This is a genomic window from Pseudomonas sp. zfem002, from assembly GCF_032621685.1.
Taxonomy (GTDB): domain Bacteria; phylum Pseudomonadota; class Gammaproteobacteria; order Pseudomonadales; family Pseudomonadaceae; genus Aquipseudomonas; species Aquipseudomonas japonica.
This window is the reverse complement of record NZ_JAVYJH010000001.1, coordinates 145,581-160,532: the sequence shown is the minus strand read 5'-3', so window position 1 is coordinate 160,532 and position 14,952 is coordinate 145,581. Positions and strand designations below refer to the sequence as shown.

The 14,952-nt window shown below is 64.6% G+C and carries 18 protein-coding genes; 10 read left to right on the top strand and 8 right to left on the bottom strand.

Features of this window, described 5'->3' with window-relative positions:
• Positions 1–261 precede the first annotated feature (261 nt).
• The 4 genes from phhA to RTI28_RS00665 all read left to right on the top strand — a co-directional run bounded on the left by phhA (position 262) and on the right by RTI28_RS00665 (position 3,017).
• On the top strand, positions 262–1,050 hold the full coding sequence (phhA, locus tag RTI28_RS00680; RefSeq protein ID WP_316918675.1) for a phenylalanine 4-monooxygenase: 789 nt from the start codon (positions 262–264) through the stop codon (positions 1,048–1,050).
• A 40-nt stretch (positions 1,051–1,090) separates the two neighbouring features.
• Positions 1,091–1,447 carry a 4a-hydroxytetrahydrobiopterin dehydratase gene (locus RTI28_RS00675; RefSeq protein WP_316918674.1) on the top strand — a complete coding sequence of 119 codons (357 nt, stop codon included), beginning with the start codon at positions 1,091–1,093 and terminating at the stop codon, positions 1,445–1,447.
• The gene (locus tag RTI28_RS00670) at positions 1,447–2,640 is read left to right on the top strand and encodes an amino acid aminotransferase (RefSeq protein ID WP_410478936.1); all 1,194 of its coding nucleotides are present in this window, start codon (positions 1,447–1,449) and stop codon (positions 2,638–2,640) included. The genes RTI28_RS00675 and RTI28_RS00670 overlap by 1 nt, the downstream gene beginning before the upstream one ends.
• 245 nt (positions 2,641–2,885) lie before the next feature.
• A complete protein-coding gene (locus RTI28_RS00665) occupies positions 2,886–3,017 on the top strand; it encodes a hypothetical protein (protein ID WP_316918672.1) in 132 nt (43 codons plus the stop codon).
• A gap of 70 nt (positions 3,018–3,087) precedes the next feature.
• On the opposite strand, the gene cysC is transcribed toward RTI28_RS00665, so the two are convergent.
• The 8 genes from cysC to RTI28_RS00625 all read right to left on the bottom strand — a co-directional run bounded on the left by cysC (position 3,088) and on the right by RTI28_RS00625 (position 10,778).
• Positions 3,088–3,687 (bottom strand): adenylyl-sulfate kinase, encoded by a 600-nt coding sequence (cysC, locus tag RTI28_RS00660; protein WP_316918671.1) that lies wholly within the window; start codon positions 3,685–3,687, stop codon positions 3,088–3,090.
• A 17-nt stretch (positions 3,688–3,704) separates the two neighbouring features.
• Positions 3,705–4,118 (bottom strand): alternative ribosome rescue aminoacyl-tRNA hydrolase ArfB, encoded by a 414-nt coding sequence (gene arfB / locus RTI28_RS00655; protein WP_316918670.1) that lies wholly within the window; start codon positions 4,116–4,118, stop codon positions 3,705–3,707.
• A 171-nt stretch (positions 4,119–4,289) separates the two neighbouring features.
• Positions 4,290–5,705, bottom strand: coding sequence for an amino acid permease (locus RTI28_RS00650; RefSeq protein WP_316918669.1), 1,416 nt, complete (start codon positions 5,703–5,705; stop codon positions 4,290–4,292).
• Between the two features lie 718 nt (positions 5,706–6,423).
• Positions 6,424–7,482, bottom strand: coding sequence for a 23S rRNA pseudouridine(2605) synthase RluB (gene rluB, locus RTI28_RS00645; protein ID WP_316918668.1), 1,059 nt, complete (start codon positions 7,480–7,482; stop codon positions 6,424–6,426).
• Between the two features lie 147 nt (positions 7,483–7,629).
• A complete protein-coding gene (gene scpB, locus RTI28_RS00640) occupies positions 7,630–8,430 on the bottom strand; it encodes an SMC-Scp complex subunit ScpB (protein WP_316918667.1) in 801 nt (266 codons plus the stop codon).
• Between the two features lie 14 nt (positions 8,431–8,444).
• The gene (locus tag RTI28_RS00635; RefSeq protein WP_410478943.1) at positions 8,445–9,203 is read right to left on the bottom strand and encodes a segregation and condensation protein A; all 759 of its coding nucleotides are present in this window, start codon (positions 9,201–9,203) and stop codon (positions 8,445–8,447) included.
• Positions 9,204–9,271: 68 nt separating this feature from the next.
• Positions 9,272–9,901: an L-threonylcarbamoyladenylate synthase gene (locus RTI28_RS00630; RefSeq protein ID WP_316918666.1), complete on the bottom strand. Its 630-nt coding sequence runs from the start codon at positions 9,899–9,901 to the stop codon at positions 9,272–9,274.
• Between the two features lie 13 nt (positions 9,902–9,914).
• The gene (locus RTI28_RS00625; protein ID WP_316918665.1) at positions 9,915–10,778 is read right to left on the bottom strand and encodes a PHP domain-containing protein; all 864 of its coding nucleotides are present in this window, start codon (positions 10,776–10,778) and stop codon (positions 9,915–9,917) included.
• 67 nt (positions 10,779–10,845) lie between these two features.
• On the opposite strand from RTI28_RS00625, the gene RTI28_RS00620 reads away from it, so the two are divergent.
• From RTI28_RS00620 to RTI28_RS00595, 6 genes are all read left to right on the top strand, one after another.
• Positions 10,846–11,442 (top strand): septation protein A, encoded by a 597-nt coding sequence (locus RTI28_RS00620; RefSeq protein WP_316918664.1) that lies wholly within the window; start codon positions 10,846–10,848, stop codon positions 11,440–11,442.
• A gap of 1 nt (position 11,443) precedes the next feature.
• Entirely contained in the window at positions 11,444–11,743 is a 300-nt protein-coding gene (locus RTI28_RS00615) for a YciI family protein (protein ID WP_316918663.1), read from the top strand.
• A gap of 124 nt (positions 11,744–11,867) precedes the next feature.
• Complete coding sequence (locus tag RTI28_RS00610; protein ID WP_316918662.1) at positions 11,868–12,260, top strand: translation initiation factor 2; 393 nt, start codon at positions 11,868–11,870, stop codon at positions 12,258–12,260.
• A 7-nt stretch (positions 12,261–12,267) separates the two neighbouring features.
• The gene (locus tag RTI28_RS00605) at positions 12,268–12,945 is read left to right on the top strand and encodes a response regulator transcription factor (protein WP_316918661.1); all 678 of its coding nucleotides are present in this window, start codon (positions 12,268–12,270) and stop codon (positions 12,943–12,945) included.
• Between the two features lie 125 nt (positions 12,946–13,070).
• On the top strand, positions 13,071–13,499 hold the full coding sequence (locus RTI28_RS00600; RefSeq protein ID WP_316918660.1) for an LTXXQ domain protein: 429 nt from the start codon (positions 13,071–13,073) through the stop codon (positions 13,497–13,499).
• Between the two features lie 61 nt (positions 13,500–13,560).
• Positions 13,561–14,895 (top strand): HAMP domain-containing sensor histidine kinase, encoded by a 1,335-nt coding sequence (locus RTI28_RS00595; RefSeq protein ID WP_316918659.1) that lies wholly within the window; start codon positions 13,561–13,563, stop codon positions 14,893–14,895.
• The last annotated feature ends 57 nt before the right edge of the window (positions 14,896–14,952 follow it).

The window sequence follows — 14,952 nt, the reverse complement described above, 5'->3', positions numbered from 1 at the left end:
CATACAGAGGAATGCGGCGAATTTTCTGCTGGTCCGCCGGAAATTCTGTAAATAATACGTTACAAAAACCGCGTTTCACAGCCATTGGCGGTGGCGGATTCAGGCGATCCCGCCGATTCCGTAAAACCTGCGTTACAGAAACCGCCTGCCGGCCTGCCGTTCAGCCCCGTGCATGGGCTGCAAATCCGCCGGCCAGCGGCTATCTCTAAGGGCATGGCGCAAGCCGCACACAACAATAAAAGCCCTCAGCAGGAGAGCAGCATGAAACAGACGCAGTACGTGGCCCGTGAGCCCGATGCGCAGGGTTTTATCGATTACCCGCCGCAGGAACATGCGGTGTGGAATACCCTGATCACCCGCCAGTTGAAGGTGATCGAGGGTCGCGCGTGCCAGGAATACCTGGACGGCATCGAACAGCTGAACCTGCCCCATGACCGCATTCCGCAGCTCTCGGAAATCAACGCGGTGCTGGGCGCCACCACTGGCTGGCAAGTCGCCCGGGTACCGGCGCTGATCCCCTTCCAGACCTTTTTCGAACTGCTGGCCAGCAAGCGCTTTCCGGTCGCCACCTTCATCCGTACCGAGGAAGAGCTCGACTACCTGCAGGAACCGGACATCTTCCACGAGATCTTCGGCCACTGCCCGCTGCTGACCAACCCATGGTTCGCCGAATTCACCCACACCTACGGCAAGCTCGGCCTGGCCGCGACCAAGGAACAGCGCGTGTACCTCGCCCGCCTGTACTGGATGACCATCGAATTCGGCCTGATCGATACCCCGCAGGGCCGCAGGATCTATGGCGGCGGCATCCTGTCCTCGCCGAAGGAGACCGTCTACAGTCTTTCCGACGCGCCGGAACATCAGCCGTTCGACCCGCTGGAAGCCATGCGCACCCCCTACCGCATCGACATCCTGCAACCGGTGTATTTCGCCCTGCCGAACCTCAAGCGCCTGTTCGACCTGGCCCACGAAGACATCATGGGCATGGTCCAGCACGCCATGCAGCTCGGCCTGCACACACCGAAGTTTCCACCCAAGGCGGCCGCCTGAGCCGCCCTGCACACCTATAACAATCGACTGGAAGAAATCTATGACCGCCTTGTCCCAAGCCCACTGCGAAGCCTGCCGCGCCGATGCGCCGAAAGTCAGCGACGACGAACTGCCGGAACTGCTGCGCATGATTCCTGACTGGAACATCGAAGTCCGCGATTCGATCATGCAGCTGGAGAAGGTCTACCTGTTCAAGAACTTCGCCCACGCCCTGGCCTTCACCAACGCCGTCGGCGCCATCTCCGAAGCCGAAGGCCATCATCCTGGCCTGCTGACCGAATGGGGCAAGGTCACCGTGACCTGGTGGAGCCACTCGATCAAAGGCCTGCACCGCAACGACTTCATCATGGCCGCGCGTACCGACGAGGTCGCCAAGACCGCCGAAGGCCGCAAGTGATGCATTTCCAGGCCATCCCCCGGGTACCGGGCGACCCGATCCTCGGGTTGATGGAGGCGTACGCCAGGGATGCCAATCCGGCGAAGTTCGACCTGGGTGTCGGCGTGTTCAAGGACGCCCAGGGCCTGACCCCGGTGCCCGCGGCGGTCAAGCAGGCGGAACAGCGCCTGGTCGAACGCCAGTTGAGCAAAAGCTATGTCGGCGGTCATGGCGATGTCGCCTTCGGCCGCCTGCTCTGCGAGCTGGTCCTGGGCGAGCACTCGCCCCTGCTCGGCGCACAGCGCGCCGGCGCGACCCAGACACCGGGTGGCACCGGCGCCCTGCGCCTGGCCGCCGAGTTCGCCAGGCAGTGCCTGCCCGGCCGCGGTATCTGGCTGAGCAACCCGACCTGGCCGATCCACGAAACCCTGTTCGCCAGTGCCGGGCTCAAGGTCAACCATTACCCCTACGTCGGCGCGGACAACCGCCTCGATGTGCCCGGCCTGCTCGCCGCGCTGGAACAGGCGCCGCAGGGCGATATCGTCCTGCTGCATGCCTGCTGCCACAACCCGACCGGGTTCGACCTGACGCATGACGACTGGCGCGCGGTACTGGACGTGGTCAAGCGGCGTTCGCTGCTGCCGCTGATCGACTTCGCCTACCAGGGCTTCGGCGACGGGCTGGAAGAAGACGCCTGGGCGGTACGGCTGTTCGCCGCCGAACTGCCCGAGCTGCTGATCACCAGCTCGTGCTCGAAGAACTTCGGCCTGTACCGCGAACGCACCGGCGCCCTGCTGGTGTGCAGTGCGGATGCGGAAAAGCTGCTGGATGTACGCAGCCAGCTGGCGTTCATCGCGCGCAACCTGTGGTCGACACCACCGGATCATGGCGCCGCGGTGGTGGCGGAGATTCTCGGCGACCCGGCGCTGAAGCGCCTGTGGATCGAAGAGGTCGAGGCCATGCGCCAGCGGATCGCACGGCTGCGCTGCGGGCTGGTGGAAGCCCTGGCACCGCACGGCTTGAGCGAGCGCTTCGCGCATATCGCCGAACAGCGCGGGATGTTCTCCTACACCGGGTTGTCGCCGGAGCAGGTGAAGGCACTGCGGGAACGGCATAGCGTGTACATGGTCGGCACCGGCCGGGCCAACGTGGCCGGTGCGGATGAAAGCCGCCTGGATGTGCTCGCGGCGGCCATTGCCGACGTCTGCCGGTAACGGCTGACGGCCCCCTCGCTGGCCAGCAAGCGCCCACAGGTTCAGCGGTGCACGCGATCCCTGTAGGAGCTGGCTTGCCAGCGATGGGGCCAGTAAGGTCACCCCTGATCTTGTAATTTTCCTACCAGTCAGCAGGAAAAACTCAATCTGTCATCCAGACTGCTGTATCCTGCACCCGGCTTCACCGGAGCCACGCGCACTGTGTGCGTGAACTTCCCACCTACGACCTTGCGAGGAACGACGAGATGCACGAAATCCCGAATCTTCCCTTCCCAAGCCTGAACTACGTCGAGCAGAAGCCGGCTCCCCACAACGCCGAACCCGCCCAGTCGGCGGAACCACAAGGCGATGAAAACCCGAGCACCGACCAGGAATAAAACGCGCGAAACAGGACGTGTGAAAACCTCGGTTACCGGGGGACCACCTCACCAACCGGTTTTCACACGCTCAAGAAGCTCCCGCCCCGCGCACCCGCGCCAGCAACTGCGCCAGACAATCCTCCAGCGCCACTTCCGCGGTATTCAGCACCAGGTCCGGTTCCAGCGGTGACTCGTAGGGATCGTCCACCCCGGTAAAGCCACTCAGCACCCCAGCCCGCGCCTTGCGGTACAGCCCCTTGGGATCGCGCCCCTCGCAGATGTGCAACGGCGCACTGACGTGAATCTCGTGAAACCGCTCCGCCCCGATGATCTGCCGCGCCGTCTCGCGATCACGCCGATAAGGCGAGATGAACGCCGCCATCACCACCAGCCCGGCCTCGTTCATCAAACGCGCTACCTCGGCGACCCGGCGGATGTTCTCGGCACGGCTGCGCGCATCGAAGCCCAGGTCGCTGCACAGTCCGTGGCGGATATTGTCGCCATCCAGCACGCAGCAGCCGACCCCTTGGCCGATCAGCAGGCGCTCCAGTTCGAATGCCAGGGTGCTCTTGCCCGAACCACTGAGCCCGGTGAACCACAGGGTCAGCGGTTGCTGGCCGTTGGCGTTGCGCCGGACGGCCGGTTCGAGGGCGGTGGGGTGCCAGGTCAGATTCCGTTCGCGGGCCATGGGTGTCCTTGTGGGGTTCAGTAGTCGATCTTGCCGCGCCCTGCCTTGATCGCCCCGCGCTTGCTCTTGGTGTCGAGGCGGCGGGTCTTCGAACCCAGGGTCGGCTTGGTCGGGCGGCGCTTCTTTTCCACCTTCACCGCGGCCAGGATCAGTTCGCGCAGGCGCTCCAGGGCGTCGGCGCGGTTCTGTTCCTGGGTGCGATATTGCTGGGCCTTGATGATGATCACGCCGTCGCGGGTGATGCGGCTGTCGCTCAGCAGGAGCAGGCGCTCCTTGTAGAACGGCGGCAGCGACGAGGACTGGCTGTCGAAACGCAGGTGCACGGCGCTGGAAACCTTGTTGACGTTCTGCCCACCGGCGCCTTGCGCGCGAATGGCGTTCAACTCGATTTCTTCGTCGGGGATGTGCACGGCGTTGGAGAGGACCAGCATCGGAGGAAGCCCGGGGAATGATGGGCGTCAGGATACTCCGAGTTGCCGGTATTGGGGCTGCTTTGCAGCCCATCGCAGGCAAGCCAGCTCCTACAGGATTGGATCGGGCTCAATCTTTCCATAGAAGCGTGGCTGAACTCGAAGGGCCGCAAAGCGGCCCCAACTGGAAGGTTACTTGACCGCCGGACTAACCACGGCAACTGCCCCGGCCCGCTTGACCTTGATCGAGTAGCACACCCACATCACCCCGAGCCATACCGGAATCGCATACACCGACTCGCGGATACCCGGGATCATCAGCATGATGCCGAGGATCAGCACCACGAACGCCAGGCAGATGTAGTTGCCATAGGGGTACCACAGCGACTTGAACAGCGGCTTCTGGCCGGTACGGTCCAGGTGCTGGCGGAACTTCAGGTGCGAGTAGCTGATCATCGCCCAGTTGATCACCAGGGTCGCTACCACCAGCGACATCAGCAGTTCCAGGGCGTGGTGCGGCATGAAGTAGTTGAGCAGTACCGCCACCAGGGTCACCGCCGCCGACGCCAGGATCGAACGCACCGGTACGCCGCGCTTGTCGATCTTCGCCAGACCCGCCGGCGCATCGCCCTGCTCGGCCATGCCGTAGAGCATCCGCGCGTTGCAGTAGGTACCGCTGTTGTAGACCGACAGTGCCGCGGTTAGGACCACGAAGTTGAGCAGGTGTGCCGCGGTGTTGCTGCCCAGCATCGAGAACACCTGGACGAACGGGCTGCCGCTGTAGGAGCCGCCGGCCGCGTCGATATTCGCCACCAGGCTGTTCCACGGGGTCAGCGACAGCAGGACCACCAGGGCGCCGATGTAGAAAATCAGGATGCGGTAGATCACCTGGTTGATGGCTTTCGGGATCACGGTCTTCGGCTTGTCGGCCTCGGCCGCGGTGAAACCGAGCATTTCCAGGCCGCCGAAGGAGAACATGATGAACGCCAGGGCCATGACCAGGCCGTTGATGCCATGGGGGAAGAAGCCGCCGTGTTCCCACAGGTTGCTCACCGAAGCGTCAGGGCCGCCGTTGCCGCTGACCAGCAGGTAGCTGCCCAGCCCGATCATGCCGACGATGGCCAGGACCTTGATGATGGCAAACCAGAACTCCGCCTCGCCGAACACCTTGACGTTGGCCAGGTTGATCACGTTGATCAGGATGAAGAAGGCTGCTGCCGAAGCCCAGGTCGGGACTTCCGGCCACCAGAAATGGATGTACTTGCCGACCGCGGTCAGCTCCGACATGCCCACCAGGATGTACAGCATCCAGCAGTTCCAGCCCGACAGGAAACCGGCGAAACCGCCCCAGTACTTGTGCGCGAAATGACTGAAGGAACCGGCCACCGGCTCTTCGACGATCATTTCACCGAGCTGGCGCATGATCATGAAGGCGATGAAGCCGCAGATGGCGTAACCGAGGATCATCGACGGACCCGCCGATTTCATCACGCCGGCCGAGCCGAGGAACAGGCCGGTGCCGATGGCACCGCCGAGGGCGATCAACTGGATATGGCGATTTTTCAGGCCGCGCTTGAGCTCACCTGAATGCGGAGTTTGTCCACTCATGAACGAAGTCACCTGTTGTTTTTATCTGTGACGGGATCGGACCCACCACGCTCGTGGCGCGGCGGAATTGGCAAGGGGTGGTTACCTTGGGGCGCGAGCCTGGGCTGTTCGCTCCGGGCAGAGCCCCGGAATGTCAGCCTGGCATCGGCCAGGGTGCGCGGTACGCAAGAAGGTCACAGGTAAAACGCGGCGCACTGTATACCCTTGCATTGACGCAGGGGTCAACACACCGCGTAACGTTCTGATGACGGCACGCAGCGTTCCGGCGGGAGAAATGAAACCTGGGGGAGTGAATGGCGTACATCGCGCCCTCCGTTTTTGTTCTGTCTTCTGCCCCGCTTCGTGGCGGGTCAGGCACTTGGCTGTGAGCGCCATGACACCCGTTTTACAGGGGTTGCGGCAAGGTGTTGACGTGGGCGTAAAGGGACTTGGCGGGGGATTTGCGGCAAGGAATGTTTACAGCTTCGGGGGACTCTTGAATCGACCGGATAAGCGGGGTGGCCCAGTAACAAAATATTTACAAGCTGGTCGGAAATATTTCCAGAAGGACGGTTTTTGTATGGGCCGACAGGGCCTCATCGCGGGCAACGCCCGCTCCCACAGGCTTCAACGCCGAACCTTGTGGGAGCGGGCGTTGCCCGCGATGAGGCCCTCAAGCCCGCCACATTTCCAGCAGGCACAAAAAAGCCAACCCGAAGGTTGGCTTCTTGCACATCACTCACTCGCTACGCGGCTTGCCCCGCCCGGTACCCGGACCAGGACGCTTGCCCGCCCCGGCCGGTGCCGGCTTGCGACGCACGTCACTCGGACGCTCGGCCACAGTGCTGCGGCCCTTGCGCGGTGCTTCTTCGCGCGACTGACGGGCCGGACGCTCATCGGCATCGCGAGCCGGACGCAGGGTGCGCACGCGCTCGCCACGACCGATCGGCTTGCTCGATTTGCGCTGCATGCGCTCCAGCTTGTCCTTGGTCTTGGCGTTCATCTGCGGCATCGCTACCGGCTTCAGACCCACCTCGGCGGCGAGGATGTCGATTTCGCCCTGGCTCATTTCGCGCCAGCGCCCCATCGGCAGGTCGGAATTGAGGAACACCGGACCGAAACGCACGCGCTTCAGACGGCTCACCACCAGCCCCTGGGATTCCCACAGGCGCCGAACCTCGCGGTTGCGACCTTCCATCACCACGCAGTGATACCAGTGGTTGAACCCTTCGCCACCCGGTGCCTGCTGGATATCGGTGAAACGCGCCGGACCGTCCTCGAGGACCACGCCCTCCTTCAGGCGCGCGATCATGTCTTCGTCGACCTCACCCCGCACGCGCACGGCGTACTCGCGGTCCATCTCGAACGACGGGTGCATCAGGCGGTTGGCCAGTTCACCGTCGGTGGTGAACAGCAGCAGGCCGGTGGTGTTGATGTCGAGGCGGCCGACGTTGATCCAGCGGCCTTCCTTCGGCCGCGGCAGGCGGTCGAACACGGTCGGACGGCCTTCCGGGTCGTCACGGGTGCAGATCTCGCCGTCGGGCTTGTTGTACATGATGACGCGGCGCACGCTCTCGGCGCTTTCCTCGCGCTTGATCAGACGACCATCAACGGAGATCGCGTCGTGCAGGTCGACCCGCTGGCCGAGGGTCGCGGCCACGCCGTTGACCTTGATCCGGCCTTCGCCGATCCAGGCCTCGACGTCGCGGCGCGAGCCGACGCCAATGCGCGCGAGGACTTTTTGCAGTTTTTCGCCGGACGGACGTGGCGGGCTGTCTTGCAGGTCTTGTTCACTCATCTGGGCACCTCCCGGTGTAGTAAATCGAATCTGGGTTTCTGGCATGGATGCCAAAAAGGCCGCGAATCATACGCTGATCGCGGCGCAAACGCATCAGAGCGTAGACCGATTTCCCACATCGCGCCGGCCTTTGCGCCGGGTGGCGTCTCAGTCCCCTGGCGTGCGGGCTTCGGCCTCGGCGGAATCGGCCGCGGAGTCGGTTTCGTCCTCGCCATCCGGCAGGTCGCGCAAAAGATCGTCGAAGTCCGTCTTGAGGCCTTCTTCCATGGCATCCAGCTCGACCAGCAGGCTGCGGAAACTGGTTTCTTCCGCTGGCGGCTGGTCGTCCGGGTCGGCGCTGGCGTCGGCCAGGGCCTGCAGGTGGGCCGGTACCGGCAGGTCGTCGAGGTCCACCGGCGCCATGGGCGACGGCTCCATTTCGCGCAATTCGGCCAGTGGCGGCAGTTCGTCGAGGCTCTTCAGGTTGAAGTGGTCGAGGAAGGCCCTGGTGGTAGCGAACATCGCCGGGCGCCCGGGCACCTCGCGGTAGCCGACGATACGCACCCACTCGCGCTCCAGCAGGGTCTTGATGATGTTGCTGTTGACCGCCACGCCGCGCACATCCTCGATCTCGCCGCGGGTGATGGGCTGGCGGTAGGCGATCAGCGCCAGGGTTTCCAGCAGCGCGCGGGAATAACGCTGCGGGCGCTCCTCCCACAGGCGGCCGACCCAGGGCGCATAGTCCTCGCGGATCTGCAGGCGGTAGCCCGAAGCCACCTCCTTGAGTTCGAACGCCCGCCCCTCGCAGGATTCGCGAAGGATTTCCAGGGCTTCCTTGAAGACCGGGGATTCAGGGCGCTCGGCCTCCTCGAAGAGTTCGAACAGCCGTTCCAGCGATTGCGGTTTGCCAGAGGCCAGGAGAAAGGCTTCCAGCAGGGGCGCCAGGTCATGGGGGTCAGTCAGGTTCATTGCGTTGCTCGTGGTTACTCTGCCCGGGCCCGGACGTGGATCGGCGCAAAGGCCTCATTCTGCACCAGTTCGACCAGTTGTTCCTTGACCAGCTCGAGAACGGCCATGAAGGTCACCACCACCCCGAGCCGCCCTTCCTGCGCCGTGAACAGCTCGACGAACGGTACGAAGCCGGCGCCACGCAGGCGCTCCAGCACTTCGCTCATGCGCTCGCGGGTAGACAATGCCTCGCGGCTGACCTGATGGCTTTCGAACAGGTCGCTGCGCCGCAGCACCTCGGCCATGGACATCAGCACTTCTTCCAGGATCACATCCGGCAACAGCTTGCGCGCCCTGGCCTCGGGCGCGTCGAGACGCGGCACGATGACATCGCGACCGACCCGGCTGAGCTCGTCGATATCCTCGGCGGCGGCCTTGAAGCGCTCGTACTCCTGCAGGCGCCGGATCAACTCGGCGCGCGGGTCGTCCTCTTCTTCCTCGGCGGTCTCGGCGCGCGGCAGGAGCATGCGCGACTTGATCTCGGCGAGCATGGCGGCCATCACCAGGTATTCGGCGGCCAGTTCCAGGCGCACGGTCTTCATCAGCTCGACGTAGCCCATGTACTGGCGGGTGATTTCCGCCACCGGAATGTCGAGGATGTCGACGTTCTGCTTGCGGATCAGGTACAGCAGCAGGTCCAGCGGCCCCTCGAAGGCTTCGAGAAACACCTCAAGGGCGTCCGGCGGGATGTACAGGTCCACCGGCATTTCGGTCAGGGCCTGGCCGTAGACCATCACCAGCGGCAGTTCCTGCTGGGCGCCGGCCTGGGGATCGACCGGCGCGTCCACGGCTTCCACCACGCTCACGCTTCGACCATGAAGGGCGTCGGATCGCCGCAGCCTACCCGCACCACCTCCGGCTCGCCTTCGGCCAGGTTGATCACGGTGGACGCCTTGAGGCCACCGAAGCCGCCATCGATGATCAGGTCGACGTGATGTTCCAGGACCTGGCGCATCTCGTAGGGATCGGTCATGGGTTCGTCATCGCCGGGCATGATCAGGCTGACGCTCATCAGCGGCTCGCCCAGCTCTTCGAGCAGGGCCAGGGCGATCGGATGATCCGGCACGCGCAGGCCGATGGTGCGGCGCTTGTCGTGCAGGAGCAGGCGCGGCACCTCGCGGGTGGCATTGAGGATGAAGGTGTAGGGCCCGGGCACATGGGCTTTGAGCAGGCGGAAGTGGCCGGTATCGATCTTGGCGAACAGCCCCAGTTGCGACATGTCGCAGCAGATCAGGGTGAAGTTGTGGTTCTTGTCCAGCTGGCGCAGGCGGCGCACCCGCTCGATGGCTGCCTTGTCGCCGATCTGGCAACCCATGGCGTAGGAGGAGTCGGTGGGAAACACCACCACCCCGCCCTTGCGGATGATCTCCACCGCCTGTTTTATCAGGCGCGGCTGGGGATTCTCCGGATGTATCTGGAAAAATTGACTCACATTGTCTTCCTGTTCAGACGTCCGCGGATGGCTGCTCATGTTTGAATCGACGCCAAAGAGGCGGCAGATCCTCCGGCAGGGGCCGGTAGACACCGATTTCGGACCAGGTGCCCGGGCCATGGAAGTCGCTGCCGGCGCTGGCCAGCAGACCAAATTCACGGGTCAGGATGGACAAGGTGCCGACCTGTTCCGCCGGCTGCATGCCATTGACGACTTCCAGCGCCTGGCCCCCCGCTTGAATATAGTCGGCAATCAGCCGGCGGCGCTTGCTGCGAGTCAGTTCGTAGTGCATCGGATGGGCCAGGCTGACCCAGGCGCCGGACTGGCGCAGGGTCTCGACGGTGTCGTCGAGGGTCGGCCAGTGCAGTTTCACATCGCCCAGCTTGCCGGCGCCGAGCCATTTGCGAAACGCTTCGGCGCGGTCCTTGACGTAGCCGGCACTGATCAGGAAATCGGCGAAATGCGGACGCGCCGGGGCATTGCCACTGTCGCCCAGGGCCTGCTGGATCGCCCGCGCGCCTTCCAGCGCGCCGGGCATGCCCTTGGCCGCCAGGCGCCGGGAGATTTCCTCGGCGCGCAGCCAGCGCCCGCGGTGCAGCGACTCGACCGCCGCCAGCAGCGGCGGCGCATCCAGCGCGAAGCCGTAGCCGAGCACATGGATGGTGACGCCCGACCAGGTGCACGACAATTCGATGCCGCTGATCCACTGCATGCCCCGGTCGTGCATGGCTTGCCGGGCTTCGAGCTGGCCTTCGAGGGTATCGTGGTCGGTGAGTGCCATCGTCCGCACACCCTGTTCATAGGCGCGGGCAACCAGTTCGGTGGGGGTCAGCGAGCCGTCCGACGCGGTGCTGTGGCAGTGCAGATCAACATTCATGGGGTGAAGCTTTTCCTCTCATTGAGGTTTGTTATTATGCCGGGACATCCCGCTCCTGGCTGCCACTGTGAAACAATTCATCGATTTCATCCCGCTCCTGCTGTTCTTCATCGTCTACAAGATCGAGCCGCGCCTCGTCGAGGTCGCCGGCCAGAGCTTCAATCTGGGCGGCATCTACAGTGCCACCGCAGTGCTGATCATCAGCTCGCTGGTGGTCTACGGCGCCCTGTTCATTCGGCAACGCCGCCTGGAAAAAGGTCAGTTGCTGACCCTGGTGGCGTGCCTGGTGTTCGGCGGCCTGACCCTGGCCTTCCACAGCGAAACCTTCCTGAAGTGGAAGGCGCCGGTGGTCAACTGGCTGTTCGCCGTGGCCTTCCTCGGCAGTCATTTCGTCGGCGACAAGGTGCTGATCAAGCGCCTCATGGGCCACGCCCTGACCCTCCCGGACGCCGTCTGGACCCGCCTGAACCTGGCCTGGATCGCGTTCTTCCTGATCTGCGGCGCGGCCAACCTGTTCGTCGCCTTCACCTTCCAGGACATCTGGGTCGACTTCAAGGTATTCGGCAGCCTGGGCATGACCGTGCTGTTCCTGGTCGGCCAGGGCGTCTACCTGTCCCGCCACCTGCACGACAGCGATCCCACCACTCCCAAACCCGAGGAATGACATGCTCTACGCCATCATCGCCACCGATGTCGCCAACTCGCTGGAAAGCCGCCTGGCCGCCCGTCCGGCGCACCTGGAGCGCCTGCAGCAGTTGAAGGCCGAAGGCCGCATCGTGCTGGCCGGCCCGCATCCGGCCATCGACAGCAACGATCCGGGCGCCGCCGGCTTCAGCGGCAGCCTGATCGTCGCCGAGTTCGAGTCGCTGCAGGCCGCAAAGGCCTGGGCCGATGCCGACCCGTACATCGCCACCGGCGTCTATGACAACGTCATCGTCAAGCCCTTCAAGCAAGTCCTGCCGTGATCCCGACGACGCGCCGGCCAGCGCCGGCGCGTCGCCTGCCGCTTTTAATCCGCGCCATTGCTCATTATTCTCATCGCGCTGCCGACAACTTCCTGAACATTCGTCTTGAATTACAGGAGTTACGATGCGTCAAGGTCCGTTGTCCCTGCTGCTGTGCCTGTTGTTGCTGAGCCCGCTCGCCCAGGCCGAGGAATCCACCCCGCTGTCGCTCAGCGCCGGCGCCCAGATCACCGAACTGCAACAGCGCCTGCAGGACAGCGAACGCCAGCGCGAAGCCCTGGCCCAGCAACTGCAGAACGCCGACAACGAACGCGAAAGCGCGCAACTGAGCCGTCTGCGCCAGGAGAACCAGCGCCTGAAGATGGCCCTCAAGGAAGCCCAGGCCAACGTCAGCCCGCGGTTGCTGAGCGATCAGCAGCAGTGGTTCGTGACGGGCGGCGCGGTTGCCCTGGTCGCCCTGCTCTGCGGTATCTTTGCCAGCGGCAGCCACAGAAGGCGCAAGCAATGGTTGAATTGAGTGAGAAATGAGCGAGCTGCTACTGATTGACGATGACCAGGAACTCTGCGAACTCCTCGCCCACTGGTTGGGCCAGGAGGGGTTCCAGGTGCGTGCCTGCCACGATGGCCAGAGTGCCCGCAAGGCCCTGGCCGAGCAGTCTCCGGCGGCGGTGGTGCTGGATGTGATGCTGCCCGACGGCAGCGGCCTGGAGCTGCTCAAGCAATTGCGCGGCGAACACGCCGAGTTGCCGGTGCTGATGCTGTCGGCCCGCGGCGAGCCGCTGGACCGCATCCTCGGCCTCGAACTGGGTGCCGACGACTACCTGGCCAAGCCCTGCGACCCCCGCGAACTGACCGCCCGCCTGCGCGCCGTGCTGCGCCGCAGCCATGCCCCGACGGCGCCGAGCCAGATGGAAATCGGCGACCTGCATTTCAGTCCGGCCCGCGGCGTGGTCGCCATCGACGAACGCGAACTGACCCTGACCCTCTCGGAAAGCCGCATCCTCGAAGCCCTGCTGCGCCAGCCTGGCGAGCCCCTGGAAAAACAGGAACTGGCGCAGATCGCCCTCGGCCGCAAGCTGACCCTGTACGACCGCAGCCTGGACATGCACGTCAGCAATCTGCGCAAGAAGATCGGCCCGCACCCGGATGGCCGCCCGCGCATCGTCGCGCTGCGCAGCCGCGGCTACTACTACAGCCTGTAAGCGCTGTGTCAGCGACGGATGCGCCGGTCTTTACCCAGGCTTTACCGTTGCCTGACCGCCGCTGACCTTGATCTCCCTAAACTGGCCACATCCGGTAATGACCGGCCTCAGAAAGGAGATACACCATGCGCAAGACCCTGATCGCCCTGATGCTCGCCGCCGCCCTGCCCACCGTCGCCCTGGCCATGCCGGAAGGTGGCCATGGCCCTGACCACGGCCCGCGCTTCGAGCACCATCGCGGTGACGCGCCTTTCGCCAAACTGGACCTGAGCCGCGAGCAACGCCAGCAGATCCGCACGCTGATGGGCGAGGAAATGAAGGACCGTCGCGAAGTCACCCAGCGCTACCTGGACAAACTGCCAGCCGCCGAGCAGAAAGCCATGAAGGACGAGCTCAAGGCCAAGCAGGACAAGACCCAGGCCGACATTCGCGCCCTGCTCAAGCCTGAACAGCAGAAACAGTTCGACGAGTTGAAGAAGCAACGTGAAGAACGCCGCGCCGAATGGCAGGAGTTCCAGGCCTGGAAAGCCGAGCACGGCAAGAAGGCCCAATAATCCATGACCCCGCCCGGTCTGCTTGCGCAGGCCGGGCTTTTGCTCATTCGAGGAAATGCACTTGCGCTCACTGTTCTGGCGTGTCCTGGCCAGTTTCTGGCTTGCCATCGCCCTGGTCGCCGGGCTGTCGATCCTGCTCGGGCACATGCTCAACCAGGACGCCTGGATCCTCAGCCGCCACCCGGGCCTCAACACCCTGGCGAAGAACTGGAGCGAACGCTACGAGAAACTGGGGCCGGAACAGGCCCAGCAGTACCTGGAGCAGCGCAAGCGCCGCTATCACATCGATACCCAGGTCCTCAACGAGGCCGGCGAAGCCGTGGTGCCGGGCACCTTCCCGCGCCGCGCGGCGGTGTTCGAAGAACGCCGCGGCAATGACCACCGGCCACTGCCCTGGCGCCGCCTGACCGAGGAATACACCAGCGCCGAGAGCGGCGAGACCTACCTGCTGATCTACCGTATTCCCCACCCGGAACTGGACGCCTGGCACCGCGACAGCCTGATCTGGCCGCTCAGCGCGCTGGGCATCGCCCTGGTGGTGCTGACCCTGTTCAGCCTGCTGGTGACCCTGTCCATCACCCGCCCGCTGAGCCGCCTGCGCGGCGCGGTGCACGACCTCGGGCAGACCACCTACCAGCAGAACAGCCTGGCGCGGCTGGCCAGCCGGCGCGACGAGTTCGGCGTCCTGGCCAACGACTTCAACCGCATGGGCTCACGCCTGCAGAGCCTGATCGGCAGCCAGCGCCAGTTGCTGCGCGATGTCTCCCACGAGCTGCGCTCGCCGCTGGCGCGCCTGCGCATCGCCCTGGCCCTGGCCGAACGTGCGGAACCGGAAAAGCGCGAGACCTACTGGCCACGCCTGACCCGCGAATGCGATCGCCTGGAAGCCCTGATCAGCGAGATCCTGGTCCTGGCCCGGGTCGATGCCGAGCAGGCCCACGCCGAGCCGGTGGAGGTCAACGCGGTGCTGGCCGGCGTGTGCAAGGACGCCCAACTGAGCGCGCCGGAGCAGCGTGTGCGCCTGCACGAAACCCCGGGTCTGAGCCTGCTCGGCTGGCCGACGCTGCTGGAGCGGGCGCTGGACAACCTGTTGCGCAATGCCTTGCGCTTCAACCCCGAGGGGCAGCCGATCGAGGTAACCGCGGAGCGCGACGGCGAACGGATCCTGCTCAGCGTGCGCGATCACGGTCCGGGGGTAGCCCCCGAACACCTGGAGCAGTTGGGCGAACCCTTCTTCCGCGCGCCGGGGCAGACCTCAGCGGGCCACGGCCTGGGCCTGGCGATTGCGCGAAAGGCCGCGGAGCGACACGGCGGGAGCCTGCAACTGGCCAATCATCCGGAAGGTGGCTTCGTGGCGACGCTGGTGTTGCCGGTTCAAGGCACTGCCAGCGCCTGATGGGAAACCTTGAGGGCCCTGTCGCGGGCAACGCCCGCTCCCACAGGGTTCGGCGGT

Bases quoted from the DNA above. Each gene is read 5' to 3' on its own strand.
- RTI28_RS00650 (WP_316918669.1), bottom strand. From the start codon at position 5,705: ATGAGTGGACAAACTCCGCATTCAGGTGAGCTCAAGCGCGGCCTGAAA.
- RTI28_RS00675 (WP_316918674.1), top strand. From the start codon at position 1,091: ATGACCGCCTTGTCCCAAGCCCACTGCGAAGCCTGCCGCGCCGATGCG.
- RTI28_RS00665 (WP_316918672.1), top strand. From the start codon at position 2,886: ATGCACGAAATCCCGAATCTTCCCTTCCCAAGCCTGAACTACGTCGAG.
- RTI28_RS00625 (WP_316918665.1), bottom strand. From the start codon at position 10,778: ATGAATGTTGATCTGCACTGCCACAGCACCGCGTCGGACGGCTCGCTG.
- RTI28_RS00635 (WP_410478943.1), bottom strand. From the start codon at position 9,203: ATGGTCTACGGCCAGGCCCTGACCGAAATGCCGGTGGACCTGTACATC.
- RTI28_RS00600 (WP_316918660.1), top strand. From the start codon at position 13,071: ATGCGCAAGACCCTGATCGCCCTGATGCTCGCCGCCGCCCTGCCCACC.
- arfB (WP_316918670.1), bottom strand. From the start codon at position 4,118: ATGCTGGTCCTCTCCAACGCCGTGCACATCCCCGACGAAGAAATCGAG.
- RTI28_RS00615 (WP_316918663.1), top strand. From the start codon at position 11,444: ATGCTCTACGCCATCATCGCCACCGATGTCGCCAACTCGCTGGAAAGC.
- RTI28_RS00670 (WP_410478936.1), top strand. From the start codon at position 1,447: ATGCATTTCCAGGCCATCCCCCGGGTACCGGGCGACCCGATCCTCGGG.
- phhA (WP_316918675.1), top strand. From the start codon at position 262: ATGAAACAGACGCAGTACGTGGCCCGTGAGCCCGATGCGCAGGGTTTT.
- cysC (WP_316918671.1), bottom strand. From the start codon at position 3,687: ATGGCCCGCGAACGGAATCTGACCTGGCACCCCACCGCCCTCGAACCG.
- rluB (WP_316918668.1), bottom strand. From the start codon at position 7,482: ATGAGTGAACAAGACCTGCAAGACAGCCCGCCACGTCCGTCCGGCGAA.
- scpB (WP_316918667.1), bottom strand. From the start codon at position 8,430: ATGAACCTGACTGACCCCCATGACCTGGCGCCCCTGCTGGAAGCCTTT.
- RTI28_RS00610 (WP_316918662.1), top strand. From the start codon at position 11,868: ATGCGTCAAGGTCCGTTGTCCCTGCTGCTGTGCCTGTTGTTGCTGAGC.
- RTI28_RS00605 (WP_316918661.1), top strand. From the start codon at position 12,268: ATGAGCGAGCTGCTACTGATTGACGATGACCAGGAACTCTGCGAACTC.